This window comes from Psychrobacillus sp. FSL K6-2843 (genome assembly GCF_038626375.1).
Lineage (GTDB): Bacteria > Bacillota > Bacilli > Bacillales_A > Planococcaceae > Psychrobacillus > Psychrobacillus faecigallinarum.
In genome coordinates, this window is record NZ_CP152021.1 from 1,379,595 (window position 1) to 1,397,401 (window position 17,807).

Annotated in this window: 13 protein-coding genes; 10 read left to right on the forward strand and 3 right to left on the reverse strand. The window is 37.4% G+C overall.

Annotation, left to right across the window (positions count from 1 at the left end; translation table 11 throughout):
- Positions 1 to 19 precede the first annotated feature (19 nt).
- The 6 genes from MKY94_RS06720 to MKY94_RS06745 all read left to right on the forward strand — a co-directional run bounded on the left by MKY94_RS06720 (position 20) and on the right by MKY94_RS06745 (position 9,180).
- A complete protein-coding gene (locus MKY94_RS06720) occupies positions 20 to 2,815 on the forward strand; it encodes a 2-oxoglutarate dehydrogenase E1 component (protein WP_151110619.1) in 2,796 nt (931 codons plus the stop codon).
- A 23-nt stretch (positions 2,816 to 2,838) separates the two neighbouring features.
- A complete protein-coding gene (gene odhB / locus MKY94_RS06725; protein WP_151110617.1) occupies positions 2,839 to 4,071 on the forward strand; it encodes a 2-oxoglutarate dehydrogenase complex dihydrolipoyllysine-residue succinyltransferase in 1,233 nt (410 codons plus the stop codon).
- A gap of 734 nt (positions 4,072 to 4,805) precedes the next feature.
- Positions 4,806 to 6,074, forward strand: a complete 1,269-nt coding sequence (locus MKY94_RS06730) for an ammonium transporter (RefSeq protein ID WP_144537997.1) — start codon at positions 4,806 to 4,808, stop codon at positions 6,072 to 6,074.
- Positions 6,075 to 6,137: 63 nt separating this feature from the next.
- A complete protein-coding gene (locus tag MKY94_RS06735) occupies positions 6,138 to 7,091 on the forward strand; it encodes a DUF294 nucleotidyltransferase-like domain-containing protein (RefSeq protein WP_151110615.1) in 954 nt (317 codons plus the stop codon).
- A gap of 20 nt (positions 7,092 to 7,111) precedes the next feature.
- Positions 7,112 to 7,831, forward strand: a complete 720-nt coding sequence (locus MKY94_RS06740; protein ID WP_191696399.1) for an exonuclease domain-containing protein — start codon at positions 7,112 to 7,114, stop codon at positions 7,829 to 7,831.
- 461 nt (positions 7,832 to 8,292) lie between these two features.
- On the forward strand, positions 8,293 to 9,180 hold the full coding sequence (locus MKY94_RS06745) for an alpha/beta hydrolase (protein ID WP_191696398.1): 888 nt from the start codon (positions 8,293 to 8,295) through the stop codon (positions 9,178 to 9,180).
- A 69-nt stretch (positions 9,181 to 9,249) separates the two neighbouring features.
- Here the strand turns inward: MKY94_RS06745 and MKY94_RS06750 are convergent, their stop codons facing one another.
- The 3 genes from MKY94_RS06750 to MKY94_RS06760 form a co-directional block, all read right to left on the reverse strand.
- Complete coding sequence (locus MKY94_RS06750) at positions 9,250 to 10,440, reverse strand: M14 family metallopeptidase (protein WP_342578285.1); 1,191 nt, start codon at positions 10,438 to 10,440, stop codon at positions 9,250 to 9,252.
- A gap of 113 nt (positions 10,441 to 10,553) precedes the next feature.
- Positions 10,554 to 11,036 (reverse strand): ribonuclease E activity regulator RraA, encoded by a 483-nt coding sequence (gene rraA, locus MKY94_RS06755; RefSeq protein ID WP_340862870.1) that lies wholly within the window; start codon positions 11,034 to 11,036, stop codon positions 10,554 to 10,556.
- A 166-nt stretch (positions 11,037 to 11,202) separates the two neighbouring features.
- Positions 11,203 to 12,888 carry an NFACT RNA binding domain-containing protein gene (locus MKY94_RS06760; RefSeq protein ID WP_154311153.1) on the reverse strand — a complete coding sequence of 562 codons (1,686 nt, stop codon included), beginning with the start codon at positions 12,886 to 12,888 and terminating at the stop codon, positions 11,203 to 11,205.
- A 284-nt stretch (positions 12,889 to 13,172) separates the two neighbouring features.
- Here MKY94_RS06760 and gmk point away from each other — a divergent pair, with 284 nt between their 5' ends.
- From gmk to priA, 4 genes are all read left to right on the forward strand, one after another.
- Positions 13,173 to 13,793 carry a guanylate kinase gene (gene gmk, locus MKY94_RS06765; RefSeq protein ID WP_144538004.1) on the forward strand — a complete coding sequence of 207 codons (621 nt, stop codon included), beginning with the start codon at positions 13,173 to 13,175 and terminating at the stop codon, positions 13,791 to 13,793.
- Positions 13,794 to 14,018, forward strand: a complete 225-nt coding sequence (rpoZ, locus tag MKY94_RS06770) for a DNA-directed RNA polymerase subunit omega (RefSeq protein WP_144538005.1) — start codon at positions 13,794 to 13,796, stop codon at positions 14,016 to 14,018.
- A gap of 161 nt (positions 14,019 to 14,179) precedes the next feature.
- Complete coding sequence (coaBC, locus tag MKY94_RS06775) at positions 14,180 to 15,388, forward strand: bifunctional phosphopantothenoylcysteine decarboxylase/phosphopantothenate--cysteine ligase CoaBC (RefSeq protein WP_340862871.1); 1,209 nt, start codon at positions 14,180 to 14,182, stop codon at positions 15,386 to 15,388.
- A complete protein-coding gene (priA, locus tag MKY94_RS06780; protein WP_340862872.1) occupies positions 15,385 to 17,796 on the forward strand; it encodes a primosomal protein N' in 2,412 nt (803 codons plus the stop codon). The genes coaBC and priA overlap by 4 nt, the downstream gene beginning before the upstream one ends.
- Positions 17,797 to 17,807: the final 11 nt, after the last annotated feature.

Below are 17,807 nucleotides of genomic sequence, written 5' to 3' on the forward strand. Positions count from 1 at the left end.
ATTAGGATGTGTTAGTAAAATGAAAAGTAATTTATATCCGTGGAATGAATTTCAAGGTCCCAATTTGGCCTACCTTTTAGAACAGTATGATCTATATTTAAATTCTCCTGAAAATGTTTCAGAGGATATAGCGAATCTCTTTAAACAATACGGGGCACCGGTCGATTCTTTAAACAAAAATGAAGCGGTTGTAGGAAGAGGGAGTTCGGAAAACCTAGAAAAGATTCTTCGAGCTATTGAATTAGCAGATTCCATTCGAAGACATGGACACCACAACGCTAATATTTATCCGCTTAATAACGGCATGAAGGACCCTTCTAGAATTGATATGCAAGGATATGGTCTTTCTGAACAGGACCTTATGGAAGTACCAGCTGTACTAATAATACCTAATCCTCCTGGTGACATAGTTAATGGTCTACAAGCTATAAATTATTTAAAGTCTATATACACAGATAATATAGCATTTGAAATTAGGCATATAGTTAACTCTGAGGAACGACAATGGCTTCAAAATAAAATTGAAGGAAATGCTATCAAGGCAAATCTTTCCACTGGGGAAAAGAAAGAACTTTTGAAGCGTTTAACCAAAATTGAGGGCTTTGAAAAATTCATACATCGTACGTTTGTAGGTGCTAAACGGTTCTCTATAGAAGGATTAGATTCCTTGGTGGTCTTAATTGATGAATTAGTATCTCAAGCAAATCTAACCAATACAAAGCAGATTAATATTGGAATGGCACACCGTGGTCGATTAAATGTACTAACACATGTTTTGAAAAAACCTTATGAAATGATGTTCGCTGAATTTGCCCACGTTCCATCTGAATCTTTTTTACCAAAAGATGGTTCATTGGAGATTTCAGAGGGTTGGTATGGAGATGTGAAATATCATAAAGGGGCAACCTATCATTCAGGTGATGGAATGACCATTAAACTTGCCTATAACCCATCCCATCTCGAAGTTGTAAGTCCAGTAGTAACTGGTCAAACACGAGCAGCTCAGGAAGTGAAAAATGTTCCTGGCTATCCAGAGCAAGACAAAAACGCGGCTTTCGCAATTTTAATACATGGAGATGCAGCTTTTCCAGGACAAGGAGTTGTAACTGAGGTACTAAATTATAGTCGTGTGCGCGGTTTTCAAACAGGGGGCTCTATTCATATTATAGCTAATAATATGATTGGATTTACGACAGAGCAATACGATTCACGCTCCACTAACTATTCTTCTGACCCTGCTAAAGGATTTGAAGTTCCGGTTATTCATGTAAATGCGGATAATCCTGAAGCGGTTATAGGAGTAGCTCAACTTGCGTTTGAATATCGTAGACAATTTGGCAAGGATATAGTTATTGACCTCATTGGTTATCGTCGTTATGGGCACAATGAGATGGATGAGCCTTCGGTAACTAATCCAATGATGTACCATATAGTCCATAAGCATCCTACTGCAAGAAAAATTTATGGAGAACAGCTTGTAGAAGAAAAGGTAATTGAATCAACTGAAGTAGATGTACTAGATGAAATGATCTTAGAGGAAATGCAACAGGCATATGATCGTGTCAAAGAGTTACCTCAAACAACTGCACATGAAGTGATTATTCCAGAAGCAGTGTTAACTGGTTATCCCAAATTTACAACAGGAGTAGAGGGTGAAAAGTTAAGAAAGGTTAATGAGGAACTTTTAACTTGGACAAAAGAATTTACTCCATTTAAAAAGCTTGAGAAAATATTGAAACGCCGAGAAGAGCCTTTTACTAGCAATGGTAAAATTGACTGGGGGCATGCGGAAACACTTGCATTTGCCACACTCTTGCAAGAAGGGATTTCCGTGCGTTTATCCGGACAAGACGCTCAACGTGGAACGTTCTCTCATAGACATTTAGTTTTACATGATGAAAAAAATGGTGAAGAATTAATTCCTATGCATTTTATTGACAGTTCAAATGCATCCTTCGTTGTCTATAATAGCCCATTAACCGAATCAGCTATTTTAGGCTATGAGTTTGGATACAGCCTAGAGGACAAAAATACTTTGACAATTTGGGAAGCGCAATACGGGGATTTTGCAAATATGGCCCAAGTAATGTTTGATAACTTTATTAGCTCCGCACGAGCTAAGTGGGGGTTAAAATCAGGGCTTGTTATGTTGCTGCCACACGGTGCTGAAGGGCAAGGAGCAGAGCATACAAGTGCAAGGTTAGAACGTTATTTACAGCTTTCTGCTGAAAATAACTGGACAGTGGCTAATCTTTCGAGTGCAGCAAACTACTTCCATATATTGCGCAGACAAGCGGCATCATTAAATGAAGAGTTTGTTCGTCCGTTATTAATCGTTTCACCAAAATCTCTGTTACGAAATCCTTTAGTAGGTGCTGATGTATCAGATTTGACTGAAGGAAGTTTCCAAGTTGTGATTGAACAGTCTGGTCTTGGTGGACAACCTGAAAAAGTAAAAAAAATCGTCTTTGCAAGTGGTAAATTAGCAATTGATTTAGCGGAAAAAGTAAAGGACAGCTCTGAATTTAATTATTTGCATATTATTCGCGTGGAGCAGCTTTATCCTTTCCCAAAAGAAGAAATTACTGATATTGTGAAACGTTACCCTAATGTAGAACAACTCACTTGGGCACAAGAAGAACCTGAAAACATGGGATCTTGGAATTATGCTCTTCCGTATTTGTTGCATATAGCAGATGGAAGAAACATTGTTTATACAGGACGAGTTCATCGTGCGAGTCCCGCCGAGGGTGATGCAGATACTTATAAAGTAGAACAGGCAAGAATTATAGAAGAAGCATTGAAAGGCTTGTAAGCAACTAAGAGGAGGAAGTTTAAGTGGCTGAAATTATTGTTCCGGAACTAGCAGAGTCTATTACAGAGGGCACTATCGCTCAGTGGTTAAAAAAACCAGGTGATACTGTTGAAAAAGGTGAGTTCATTGTTGAGCTTGAGACAGATAAAGTAAATGTTGAGGTTATTTCGGAGGAAGCAGGAGTAGTTAGTGAGCTATTATTTGGTGAAGGAGATACAGTGCAAGTAGGAGAAGTTATTGCGATTGTTGGTGAAGGATCTGGAGCTCCTGCTTCACAACCTAAAAATGAGGAAGTGAAAGTAGAAGAGAAAGCACCAGAAATACCTAAGGCAGAAAATGCACCGATTACTAATACAGAAGGGACCTCTGATCATCAAGGTCGACCAATTGCTAGTCCTGCTGCACGAAAACTTGCAAGAGAAAAAGGTATTGACTTAAATGATGTATCACCTGTCGATCCAATGGGACGGGTTCGTGTACAAGATGTATCTGCTCATGGTTCAAAACAAACAACAGAGTCGCCTAAATTAGCATCTGCTCCTGTTAATGAAAATGATGGGCGTACCACTCGCGAAAAAATGTCTCGTCGACGCCAAACCATTGCTTCACGTTTGTTAGAAGTTAGACAAAGCACTGCAATGCTAACGACGTTTAATGAAATCGATATGACGAATGTTATGGCTTTACGCTCTCGTAAAAAAGATAAATTCTTTGAGGATAACGATGTTCGTTTAGGATTTATGTCATTTTTCACAAAAGCTGTAGTTGCTGCTCTTAAAAAATATCCTTATGTCAATTCTCAACTCGATGGAGAATATATTGTCAAAAACAACTTCTATGATATCGGTATTGCTGTATCTACAGAGGGAGGTCTTGTAGTACCTATCGTCCGTGATGCAGATCGCAAAAATTTTGCGGAAATTGAAGGAGATATTGCTGGCCTTGCTAAAAAAGCTCGAGATAACAAGCTAGCTCTTTCTGACATGACTGGAGGCTCCTTTACCATAACAAATGGTGGTGTATTTGGTTCACTCATGTCGACGCCAATCTTAAATGGGACTCAGGTTGGTATTTTAGGTATGCATACGATACAAAAACGTCCGGTAGCTGTGGGTCTCGAAATAGAAATTCGTCCAATGATGTATGTGGCTTTGTCTTATGATCATCGCGTAATTGACGGAAAGGATTCCGTGGGTTTTTTAAAAACCGTAAAAGAGCTACTGGAAAACCCGGAGGATTTAATGCTTGAATCCTAACAAATCTAGATGGGACAATAAAAGGAATTATAAAGTTAACTCAGCTAGAAATAATTTGAAAAATAGAATTTAAACATTTTCCAAGGAATGGTATTCAATAAATAACCTTGTTAATTCCTAATGGAAAAGTGATTCAAACAACACAAAAGTTTACTGGATAGATTGTATAATCCAGTAAGCTTTTTTTATTATTAAGAAACCGTAAATCTTATAAAGAAGTAACGAAGCGATAGAGTTATTATTTTCTGGGAAATACTTTTGCGTAACGGATAATTGAAATGATATGAATTACCCTGTATTTAAGTGGTGACACATTAAATTTTATTTCAAGGGACATTTCATGTCTGATGGTAGGGATCTTTTAGATAAAAAGATTTAGGATTAAGGTGGATATGTGAAAGGCACTGAGATACATTTCATATGTCTGTTCTAATTCCAATAAATTTGCATGCACCTCTCAACTATTCTTCTTTAAATTGGAGTTGTTTGTCATGTCATCTTTAAAAAAAGCTTAAAGTAGTTATTAGCCTTGTGTGCAAGGAAAAGGGAAGGATTTATTCATAAATTGTATTTACAAGTCTATGTGACATATATTCACACAAAATAAATTAAATTCAGAAAATTATATTGACATTCGTTATAAAACCAGTAAAATAAAAATATAAATAATTCATGTTATATTTCCTAACATAAGTAAGGGAATAAACATAACATGAATAAAAGGGGGAGTTAGAATGGAAGATGTAATGTATTTGATGAACAGCTTATGGACCATGGTTGCTGCAATTTTAGTTATTTTTATGATTGGTGGATTTATACTTTTAGAAGCTGGTTCAACAAGAATGAAGAATGCTGGTCACGTTGCTGGTAAAACAATTTTTACATTCGGCTTGGCTTCATTAATATTTTGGGCCGTCGGATATGGATTTATATTTGGAGGAAATGCTAACTTTTTTGTAGGAATGACTGATTTCTTCTATGGTGGTGGAGTACAGGAGGGAGCGAGCGTTTCTCCGACTGTCTTTTTTGTCTTTCAATTAGCGTTTGCTGGGATTGCGGTTACCATTGCTCTTGGTGGATTTGCAGAGCGTGCAAAATTATCTGCGTATGTTATTTTTACCATTCTATTTGGCATAATCGTTTATCCGGTAATCGCTCATTGGGTATGGGGAGGCGGATGGCTAGCGGAGCATGGTAAGCAAGATTTTGCTGGATCTACAGTAGTTCATTTAACAGGTGCAGCGGCAGCACTTGCTGCAACAATGATTCTTAAGCCTAGAATTGGAAAATATAATAAAGATGGCTCTGCCAATAATTTAGCGGGTCATAACCAAGTGTATACTGCATTAGGTGTATTGATCCTATGGGTTGGCTGGTTTGGATTTAATGCAGGCAGTACTGTTTCTGTAGATGCGGCATTCTTTGGGTATGTAGCCTTAAATACAGCACTTGCAGCTGGTGCAGGAGCTGTAGCGGCGACATTTATATCGTGGGTAGCTTTAGGGAAATCGGATATACCGACTATTTTAAACGGTGCTTTAGCTGGGTTGGTTGCTATTACTGCGTCGTGTGCTTTTGTAGATGTATGGGCGTCGGTTGTGATTGGTTTAATCGCTGGCGTTTTAGTATTCTATAGTGCACGATTCTTTGAAAAGAGAAAAATTGACGATCCAATATATGCTCTTTCGGTTCATGGAACTGCTGGTATTTGGGGAACTTTATCAACGGGTTTCTTTGCTACAACAGAACTTGCGACTACTGGTAAACCAGGTTTATTTTATGGAGGTGGGATTGACCAATTATTAGTCCAATTAATGGGAGTAGCGGCGTGTGGAGCATTCGCATTTGCCGTGTCATATGCTATCCTATTTATAATGAAAAAAGTCATGGGTGGTATTCGAGTGACTGAAGAAGAAGAAATTATGGGCTTAGACATGAGCGAGCATGGAAACTATGGTTATCCAGAGCAAATGGTTTTAGAGGAAGCAAAAGGCACTAATTGATTCGAATAAAATAGAAACAAAAGCCTCTGGTTCAGAGGCTTTTTGCTTAAAGGGAGTGTGGTCGTGGAAACATATGAATCCATAAGAGAATGGAAGGACCGGCAAATAATGTCCTATTTGAAAGATACCATTTCTCTCAATGTTTTTCATGATCAAGTAATGCACAAAGTAATGGATGTTGCTAAAACCACGGCAGGAATACCTCCTTGTGATTTTACTTGGTTTATCACGGGTAGTGGTGGGAGAAAAGAGCAAGGCTTGATCAGTGACCAAGACCATGGAATTGTATACGAATGGTCGAGTGAAAAGAATGATGCTTATTTTAAAACACTGGGAGATGAGCTTGCGCTTGGACTGAACGCAGTGGGTTATCCTTATTGTAAAGGGAATGTTATGAGTTCCAATCCTATGTGGTGCAAATCGTTTGAGCAGTGGCAAGAACAATTGGGTGAATGGTTGAGTGATGAAGGATGGGAAGCTATTAGATATCTACAAATATTCTTTGATGCAAGAGCATTGTACGGCAATCAAAGTTATACACAACAATTAAAATCTATTATTTGTGAATTCATACGGCAACATCCATCTACTCTCCCTCGCTTTTCTTCCAATATAAAGCATATAAAAAATGTGATTGGTCCTGTCGGTCAAATATTGGTAGAAAGACATGGACCCTATCAAGGAAATGTGAATTTTAAGTACGCGGCTTTTTTGCCATATGTAAACGCAGTGCGCTTATTGTCGATAAAGGAAGGTGTTTTGGAGACCTCTACTTTAAAAAGGATAAATCAATTGACTAGGTTAAATGATTATAAAAAAATGCTTCAAAATTGTGAAAAAAATTTCATAGAGTTATTAATATACCGGATGATTTTACTCCAAAAAGAAAATTATGAGGATACTCATTACTTAAATATAAACAACTTGAACAAGGAACAACTGCAAAATATGAAAAGAATATTAAAGGATGGAAAAAGGCTACATTCGGAAGTAATTGAACTAACTAGTATAAGTTAAAGAAACAAAGGGTGTTGGCGATGGCTTTTGAACCGTTTATGCAAATATTGAGAGGGCTACAAGGGAAGCGGACAAATGTGGGTATTAGTGACGTACAAAATGCTCAGCAAATGGCATTTTTACGTAATTTGCAAAAGGAAATAACTCAAGATGTGCTGAATATCCCTTTGGAGAATTTAAATGTTGTAGTCTTTGATATTGAAACAACGGGCTTCTTTCCTGAAAAAGGTGATTGCATCATTTCTATAGGGGCTATTAAAATGACAGGGGAAAAGCTTATAGAAGAAGAGTTTTTTTATTCTCTTGTACATGTTAAACGAGAAATTCCTGATGAAATTGTTCAATTAACTGGCATTACAAATGAACAATTAAGGGATGCATTGTCACTTGAGGAGGTATTTATTAAGTTTCTTCAATTTAAACAAAATAGCACCTTGGTTGCTCATCATGCTACTCATGAAAGGAACTTTATGGAACATACCAGTTCAACCTTATTTCGAACACCATTTAAGCATCGGATTGTAGATACATCTTTTCTTTTAAAAGTAATAGAGCCTAATTTGAATATAATAGCATTAGAAGATTTGTGTGATTATAACAATATTCCAGTAATTGGACGTCATCATGCTCTAGGAGATGCTAAAATGACTGCTAAGCTATGGAGTATTTATGTGAATAAAGCAAAAGAGGTTGGCTGCGAGACGTTAAACGATGTCTACCATCGCTTTGCAAGAATATGAGGGAAATAAACGAGATTCAAGTAAGCGGACGGGTCAAAATCCAACATAAAAATTTATACGCCCTAAAAATTTATTGATTAGTAAATTTTTAGGGCTTTTTTCTACTGCATAGCAGTTGTTCTCCGTTGCGGCGGCAGCTTTTCTGGGGGATGGGTCGAGCCTTTAGTCTCTCCCGCGAGCTTGTCCCCTAGGTGTCGCCGTCTTCGCTCCGAACAACTATAATTTTCTTCTATATCAAGTGAAAACTGTACATAATTTCAGGTATAACAGAGGACAACTTCACTTAAATTAATGTTTACGAAACCAGAAAATCACTCAGAATGAATTGTACTTTTGGTAAGAAATTATAACAAGAATCAATTTCCGGCATTTTTATCTAGCATTAAACTACTCTTTTTCCAGCCTCTTATTATTATTTTAGAAGAGGGTATCTCTATATTTAAATCGAATATATACAGGAGATGAAGATAGGGAGTGAGTGCTTGAAGGATAAACAGCAATTAATAGATAGAAGAAATATTATTAATTACTATGAAGCTGGTGATAAACGAAATCCTTTAATTATTTGTTTACATGGACTGGCTGGGAACTCTATTTACACATACAGTGAGCTATCTGTTCTATTAGACAAGGATTTTCATCTTATCATGTTGGATCTTCCTGGTCATGGAGGCTCAAGCCCTTTAAAGGGAGAAGACGATTATTTATTTTCTTCATTGGCACAGTGGTTGCAAAAAGTTATTAAACAAATTACTATAAAACCTTTTTATATAATGGGCCACTCCTGGGGAGCTGATTTAGCACTTCATTATACACGGTATCATCCTACGGATCTATTAGGGATTATTTTGTTGGATGGAGGATTTACATTTCCTGTGAATCAACCAGAAATGACATTTGACTTAGCATTAAGTGGATGGGATACATATATGGATAATTCCACATTAGTAGATTGGGATACTATTATAGAGGAATACAAGACTTATACAAAACAATGGAATAATGAAAAGGAGGAGTTTGTAAGTTCGCTTTTTCGAAAAGAAGAGAATCGATATACTTTAATCTCAACTAAATTTACGGTCATATCCATTATAAAAGCTTTCTTCCTAGAGCCTTTTACCGATGCCTATCCATCCATACGTGCACCATTATTGCTTATTCACGCAACCTATCCGAAGTCTTTAGATAAAGCTCGTTTACTAGGTATACATCAGATAGAAACAGCTATCAATGACGTAACCATTATTGCTATGGAACATTCAGGACATATGCTTCAATGGGATGAACCAGAACAAACCGCAATTGAAATTAAAAGATGGATTTTACAGAAAGAATATATAACCAAATAGAAATTATATTGTCGTTTTTATAGGTTAAAGGACTTAATCCGGTTTCACAAAAGGAAACCGGATTTTTGCTTACAAATATAAGGCTGATAGAAAGATTCCTAGTGCGTCCTCATAAATTTCATCAAATTGAGATAGTGGAAGGGGATTGGTACCAATGCCAAGCTCAATAGTGAATCCTGGCCTCCTCCAATCTTGTATGAACCAGTCTTTATAGCCAGCATAGCTATTAGTTGTTTCTACAGGAATATAGCCGCTAGCTTCACCAAATTGAATAGCGAGGACCTCGTTTTCAGGAGGTTGAAGATCTTCAAAACCCCAATATATGACTTGACCTTGTGTGTGAAAAGGGAGTACTCGAGCAAAGTCTCTTTTTCTAGTTAAATCAGCCATTGCGATTGCCTCTGGTTCAGAAAGGGGGCTTTCTCCGCCGTAATCTCTCGGTCCGGGACTTTTAGGGTTTCTATCTCTTTCTAGCTCCCATAGTGCGGGAAACTGATCATTTAAGTCTACACCGTTTATATTGGCCTTCCATCCAGAAAAGTTAGTACTTCCGCTATTCCATTCGATAACGTTGCTTCTATAAGGCTCCTCAGTTGGAGGACCATTAATGACTAAGTTTACACCGTCTGGATTGACCATCGGCACTATAGAAAGGAAGGTTTGCTCATATAATGGTGTTGTAAGAACCCCTCTAATCGAACCTTGACTTGTCAAAGAGAGCAAATAGTCATTTAAAAAAGTCATAATAATTGGTGTGGTGATCCATTCATTTGCGTGGAAGGACCCATCATAATGGACTCGCTTGTTTCCGTTGCCGATTATAATTTCTTGGAGGTCTTTGCCCATAACAGAGCTGCCAATCGAAGAAACTTTAATAAATGGATACACTGTTTGGAGGCGTCTAATATCGATAGACAATGCCTCGTAGTCGTAATTTTGTTTACCATTAACGACTCTCCATGTAATTCTTAGGGGAATTTTAATTGTTTGACCAATCTGCAAAGAGCTTGGATCAATATTGGGGTTAGCTAAAAGAATTTCATCTACTGAAACATTTCTACTTTGAGCAAGCGCCCACAGAGATTCTCCTCGTCTGATTTGGTAATCCAATCCTACGTATCCAGGGACTTGTATACGCTGACCTAATGGAATTTGTTGAGGGTTTACGCTTTGGTTAGAATCGAGAATTAACTGTAGTGGAATATTAAACAACTGACTATAATAATAAAGGGAATCCCCTTGTCTTACAAAAACATCCATGCCTTTCCTCCACTTCATTCTATACATCTTAAAAGTATATGTATGTAGGGAGTGTAAGATGACTTTTTAAACAATACAAATAAGCGGCCAAAATATATTTCGACCGCTGTTGTTTAGTCAATCAATTTTCTCTTAGAAATAACTAGGCCATCCTCATCGACATAAACATAATCTCCTGGATGCCAATCAACCCCTAAGAAAAACAATGGGATATCTTCTTCACCGGTCCCTTCTTTTTTACTTTTTAAAGGATTGCTTCCAAGTGCTAGTATTCCAATATCTAGCAGAGACAAATCTTTAGAATCTCGAATACAGCCATTTATAATAATTCCGGCTAAATTTCGACTTTCGGCAGTCCTTGCTAGCCGATCTCCCAATAGAGCGCACTTTTTAGATCCCCCTCCATCGATTACTAAAACATTACCTGCTGGAATGCTTTCTAAAGCATGACTTACTAACACATTGTCCTCAAAAACTTTAACGGTACAAATAGGGCCAGAAAAGCTATGGATTTTACCGTAAGATTTAAATTCGGAACCTATTACCTGTAGCTCATTTGAATAATCATCACATAAATCAGCGGTTTGAAATGTCATAGAATTTGCCTCCTAGTTTATTAAAATTATATTTCTACTAATTTACTATTACTTTATTCTATTATCAAAGGTTATGAGATATAATTCTGAAAATATTTGTGTGTTTTACTGATGTATTAGACTAAAAAAACGACTGGCAGGGATAGCCCTATCAGTCGTTTCTAAATTATCTTTTCATCTGTCTTATTTTCTCCTCGTCTGGAGTAACGAACAGGGTAGTTTGTTCAAAATAAATGACAAATCCAGGTTTTGAGCCATTTGGCTTTTTTACTTGTTTTACAACTGTATAATCAACTGGTACTGAGGAAGATTCACGTGCTTTACTATAATATGCTGCGAGGTTAGCTGCTTCTGACAATGCAATTTCTGATGGTTTATCAGAATGTATAACTACGTGGGAACCAGGTATATCCTTTGTATGCAACCATGTGTCTGATTTCTTCGCTAGTTTGAAGGTCACATAGTCGTTTTGTTTATTGTTCTTTCCAACAGAAATTTCTGTGCCATCAGAAGCGATATACTTTTCAGGTGTTGGTTTTACCGGCTTTTTTTTCTTTTTTGAAGCACGCATTTTTAGTAATCCCTGCTCCATCAATTCTTCTCGGATTTCCTCTATATCCGTTGGAGAGGCTTGCATCACTTGCTGAAGTAGCAATTCAAAATAGTCGATATCTTCTTTAGTAATTTCAAATTGCTGTTCAATTTTTAATAAGGCAGTTTTAGCTTTTGTATAGCGGCTATAGTAGCTCTGTGCATTCTGTGTAGCCGTCTTTCTACTATCTAAAGGGATAACTATTGTTCCTTGTGTTTCATCGTAATAGTTAACGAGCTCAACCTCAGACAACCCTTTTTCGATCGCGTAAGCATTCGCCATAAGTAATTCACCGTACAATTGGAATGTATCTAATCTTTCGGCCTGCTCGAAATCCTTCTGGAGTTTTTTCATTTTTAGTTTTAGCTTATTTAGTTCGTTTTGGAGCCATCTTTCCAAGTCTCCTGCCTGCTGCTTCACTCTGTCACGTTCAGCCTTAGCAAAATAAACGCGATCTAGTAAATTACCTAGTGTTTGTTCATTGAATTTATCTCCATCCAAATGAGTAAGTGCGTTCGGAGAGTAATATGTTTTACCATTTACCTCTACAATTTGCTTAGCGATTCCACCTTTTACAAATTCGTCCATAAATGATTTATATATCATTAGACGATCAGAAACGCCATCCATACGATGAAGTAATTCCTTGGCATGAAGTGGAGAAAAACCCGAAATTTGCTCAACTATTTCTTTAGAATCCTGAACCGAAAGAATCACATTTTTCAGGTCCTCTGAATATACTAGTGGGTTGAGCTTGTTCTGAGATGGTGGCGAGATATAGGGTTGACCAGGTAAAATCGTCCGATAGCTGTTCATAGATGGTGATAAGTGTTTTATGCTTTCTAATATAAGATTTCTGCTAGGGTCTATTAAAAGTAGATTACTATGACGACCCATAACCTCCATATGAATCTCACGTGTAATCTCATCACCTATCTCATTTTTTCCGAGTATTTCAAGGACAATAATGCGGTCCGTTTCATGCTGGCGTACTGCGGTGATGATTCCTCCTTCTAAATGCTTGCGAAGTACCATGCAAAACATTGGGGGAGAAGATGGGTTATCGATTGTCTCATGTGTAATTTGTATGCGCGAGTATGAAGGATGAACAGAAAACAGTAATTTGAAATTCTTTCCTTGAGCACGGACTTGCATTAATATTTCCTGAGCGTTTGGCTGGTGTATTTTAGAAATACGGCCTGTTACTATTTGTTGTAATTCAGTTGTCATTGAGATAGTAAATAATCCATCAAAAGCCATAATAATTCCTCTTTCAAAAACATTTTTTTATCAATCGAGTGCTAGCTATAATTGTGAGAGATGTATATCTGTCTAATTTGCTAATCTTTAAAGAGATTCATCTAGCTCTACTTTTATAAAAAAGACTAGAAAAAAAGTAAAAAGTCATTGTTACATTATAAAAGTAACAAACAAGTCTTTGCTTTTCTTTTAATCTTATCATTTTATAGAGGACTTGTGTTATAATCAGTAAAGTATGTATTAAAGTTAGCAGTCTGAGATAGCATGTAATTGAAGGAGATTTTATGCGAAGAGAAAAAGGTATACTAATCGTATTATCAGGTCCATCCGGAGTTGGTAAAGGGACAGTGAGAAAAGAATTATTCTCGGAACCGGGAACAAACTACGAATATTCCATATCTATGACGACAAGACTTCCGCGCGAAGGTGAAGTAGATGGTGTGGATTATTTCTTTAAAAAGAAAGAAGAATTCGAAGAGTTAATTGAGCAAGGTAAGTTGTTAGAGTATGCCTCTTACGTAGGGAATTACTATGGAACCCCAATCGATTATGTGAATGAAACGCTTGACTCAGGTCGAGATGTCTTTTTAGAAATTGAAGTCCAAGGAGCTGCATTGGTACGTGAAAAAGCACCAGATGCGCTTTTTATATTCCTTGCACCTCCTAGCTTGAGTGAGTTGGAGCAACGTTTAATAGGTAGAGGAACTGAAACAGAAGATGTCATCAATTCACGTATTCTTGCTGCAAGGCAGGAACTAGAGATGATGCATCTGTATGATTATGTCGTGGAGAATGATGAAGTAACAAAAGCTTGTTCAAAGATTAATGCAATTGTTGCTGCAGAGCATTGTCGGCGCGAACGTGTAGAAAAAAGATATTTATCCATGTTGGAAGGGGAATTTTAAATGTTATATCCATCAGTAGATTCATTAAAAAATCAAATCGATTCAAAATATTCATTAGTAAGCGTTGCTTCTAAGAGAGCACGTCAATTGCAAGAAGAGGGTGGAGAGCGTCTCGGCATCTACGTTTCTGCAAAACAAGTTGGAAAAGCGTTAGAAGAAGTAGCAGCTGGCGAACTTAAAATCGAATCAGCTAACGAAAACGCTGTATACGAGGACGAAGTATAAAATAACCTTCATTTAGCTTAGATATTGTTAGCTAAAGGAATTGTTAAAAGCCTCGACGGATACCTTAGGAGTAAACCCGCAAGGCTAATCGGATGATGAAGACACCTCCCAAAGAATGTATCTGTTCTTTGGGAGGTTGTTGTTTAGAGAGGGGATTAATAATGTTAACTTCTAAAAGAATTCTTGTTTGTGTTACGGGAGGTATAGCTGTTTATAAAGCGGTTGCTTTAGTAAGCAAGCTTTCACAGGCTGGAGCTGAAGTAAAAGTGATTATGACAGAATCCGCTATGGAATTTGTAAAGCCTTTAAGTTTTCAGGCGATGTCACGAAATGATGTTTACTTTGACACGTTTGATGAAAAAAACTCTAAAGTCATTGCCCATATAGATTTAGCAGACTGGGCAGATTTAGTTATTGTTGCTCCTGCAACAGCTAATACTATCGCAAAGTTAGCAAATGGAATTGCTGATAATATGGTGACCACTACCCTTTTAGCAACTACCGCAGATGTTTGGATCGCACCTGCTATGAATGTACATATGTACGACAATCCTGCAGTAAAACGTAATATTGAAAAGCTTTCAAACGACGGTTATTCATTTATCGAGCCATCTGAAGGCTTTTTAGCATGTGGTTATATTGGTAAGGGAAGACTAGAGGAGCCAGAAAAAATAGTTAAGCTAGTGGAAGAACATTTTGCACCTTGTGATTTGCCTTTAAAAGGTAAAAGAGTAGTTGTCACCGCTGGTCCAACTAGAGAAAAATTAGATCCAGTCCGCTTTTTGACTAATTTTTCTAGCGGAAAAATGGGTTATGCAATGGCAGAGGCTGCATCTAGGCTAGGTGCAGAGACTATTCTCGTTTCGGGTCCAGTTGCTATAGAAGCCCCAAGGAATGTTAAGGTAGTTAATGTTGAAAGTACTGAAGACATGTTTGTTGCAGTACTGGAGCATTTTGATAGTGCATCAATTATAGTCAAAACAGCTGCAGTAGCTGATTATAAAGCGAAAGAAATACACCCTCAAAAGATGAAGAAAAAAGATGGTGAAGTCACTATAGCTCTTGAAAAAACTACGGATATATTGTCAGAGCTTGGAAAACGTAAATCACATCAAATACTAGTTGGTTTTGCAGCTGAAACGAATGATGTAGTCCATTATGCTAAAGGTAAATTAGAGAAGAAGAATGCAGACTATATAATAGCTAATGATGTTACTGAAGAGGGTTCAGGTTTTGGGACAGAAACTAATTCTGTTACGCTGGTTGGAAAGAACGATATAGAAGTTCATTTCCCTCAAAACAGTAAGAAGGAGCTTGCTCTTCAGTTATTTCACACTATTATTGAGCTTGAAAAAGATGAGGCTCTATGATTGTAGAGGTCATAGTTGACGTAGCTGCATATCCTATTGATCGGCCATTTGATTATGTAGTGCCAGGGCATTTAGAGGATTTAGTGGAGCGAGGAAGCCGTGTCCATGTTCCTTTCGGTAATCGAAAAGTGCAAGGATTTATCACGAATATAAAACGAGAAACAGAAGTAGATAGATCGAAGCTAAAGGAAGTTCAATCTATAATAGATGTAGAGCCAGTTATTACAGAGGAACTGCTCAAATTATCCAAGTGGATGACAAAGAAAACTCTCTGCTATGAAATTGATGCACTTCAAGTAATGCTTCCCGCAGCATTGCGAGCGTCTTATAAAAAAAATATTAAAATTGTAGACCCCACCCAATTGGAAAAAGAGATTCTAGAGCTTTTTGGTAGAAAAGAAGTGCTTCCTTATGAAGCTTTTGAAAAATCGGGAATGCTAAAGATGATGAAAAAGCATTTAACTGAAGGAAGTTTAGAGCTCGAAAATGTTATCAAGCAACAAGCAAGGGTCAAAACAGTTACTAAATATACGCTTGTAGATGATAAGGATTTTGTTGTTGGCCAGCTCAATAAACTCACAAAACAAGCAGTGAGACAAAAAGAGTTAATCGAGTGGCTATTAGCTCAAGAAAAAAACTCATTTACAATGCAGGAATTAATTCAGGCTGCAAATGTTAGTAATGCTACCGTCAATACTCTTATTAATAAAAAAATATTAGTGAAAGAGCAAGAAGAAGTGTATCGAGAGATTACTTCGCTCGATTATCAGGATCGTGACAATCACGTTCAGCTAACAGTTGAACAGGAAACAGCATTATCTCATATAACTAAAGCTCAAAACAACGAAGAGAATACAACTTTCCTACTTCATGGCATTACTGGCAGTGGTAAAACAGAAATCTACTTACATGCAATTGAAAAATCTATAGCAGAAGGAAAACAGGCAATAATGCTAGTACCTGAAATTTCCTTGACACCTCAAATGACACGCCGTTTCAAGCTTCGCTTTGGTGATCAGGTGGCTGTCATGCATAGCGGTTTATCTACCGGAGAGAAATTTGATGAGTGGCGCAAAATTTGGCGTGGTGAAGTTATGGTTGTTGTCGGGGCAAGATCCGCAGTATTTGCTCCATTTAAGAATTTAGGTGTCATTATTTTAGATGAGGAGCATGAGTCCTCTTATAAACAGGAGGACACACCTCGCTATCATGCTAGAGATGTGGCAATTTGGAGAAGTGAGTTTCACAAATGCCCCGTTATTTTAGGTAGTGCCACCCCCTCATTAGAATCATATGCACGTGCATCAAAGGGAGTTTATACACTATTATCGTTAAGCATGAGAGCAAAAGAGCAGGCTCTTCCAACAGTTAACATAGTGGATATGCGCGCGGAACTGAAAAGTGGCAATCGTTCCATGTTTAGTCTACCTTTAGCAGATGCAATTCGAGAAAAATTAGAAATGAAGGAACAAATTGTATTATTCCTTAACAAAAGAGGGTTCTCTTCCTTTGTACTTTGTAGAGATTGTGGGACAGTTGTAGAATGCGACCAATGTGATATTTCCTTAACCTACCATCGAGAAGGCGAGCGATTAAAATGTCACTATTGTGGACATGAGGAGCCTGTGCCCCAAGAGTGCCCTGAATGTCAAAGTGAGCACATCCGTTTTTTTGGTACGGGTACACAAAAAGTTGAAGAGGAAATAACTAAATTATTTCCTTATGCCAGAGTATTGCGTATGGATGTGGATACTACAAGGACAAAGGGATCACATGAACGTATACTTAAAAAGTTTGGCGATGGCGAAGCAGATATTTTATTAGGTACACAAATGATAGCCAAGGGATTGGACTTTCCTAATATTACTTTAGTCGGGGTTTTAAATGCAGATACAACTTTGCATATTGCAGATTTTCGGGCTGCTGAAAAGACGTTTCAGCTTATGACGCAGGTTAGTGGTAGAGCAGGAAGGCATGATAAAGAAGGAGTTGTATATATTCAAACATATACTCCAGAGCACTATGCGATAGAGTACTCAAAGGATCAGTTGTACGAGCCTTTTTATCACAATGAAATGATCATGCGTAAGCAATATGAATATCCACCCTTCTATTTCGTAACACTTGTGCAAGTGACTCATGAAAATGTACTCCTTGCAGCTGAATATGCGAAACTTGCTACCGATTGGTTAAGAGATAATTTATCAAGCACGAGTATGGTAATAGGACCAACAGCAAGCGCAATAAGCAAGATACAAAATAGATATCGTTACCAATGTTTGATAAAATACAAAAAAGAACCACTATTAATCGAAAAACTACAGCAACTGATTAAAATTTATCGTACGGAGTGGATAAAAAAAGGTATCGTGCTTACGGTAGACCTTGACCCATCCACAATTTTATAGGCTGTTTGAAA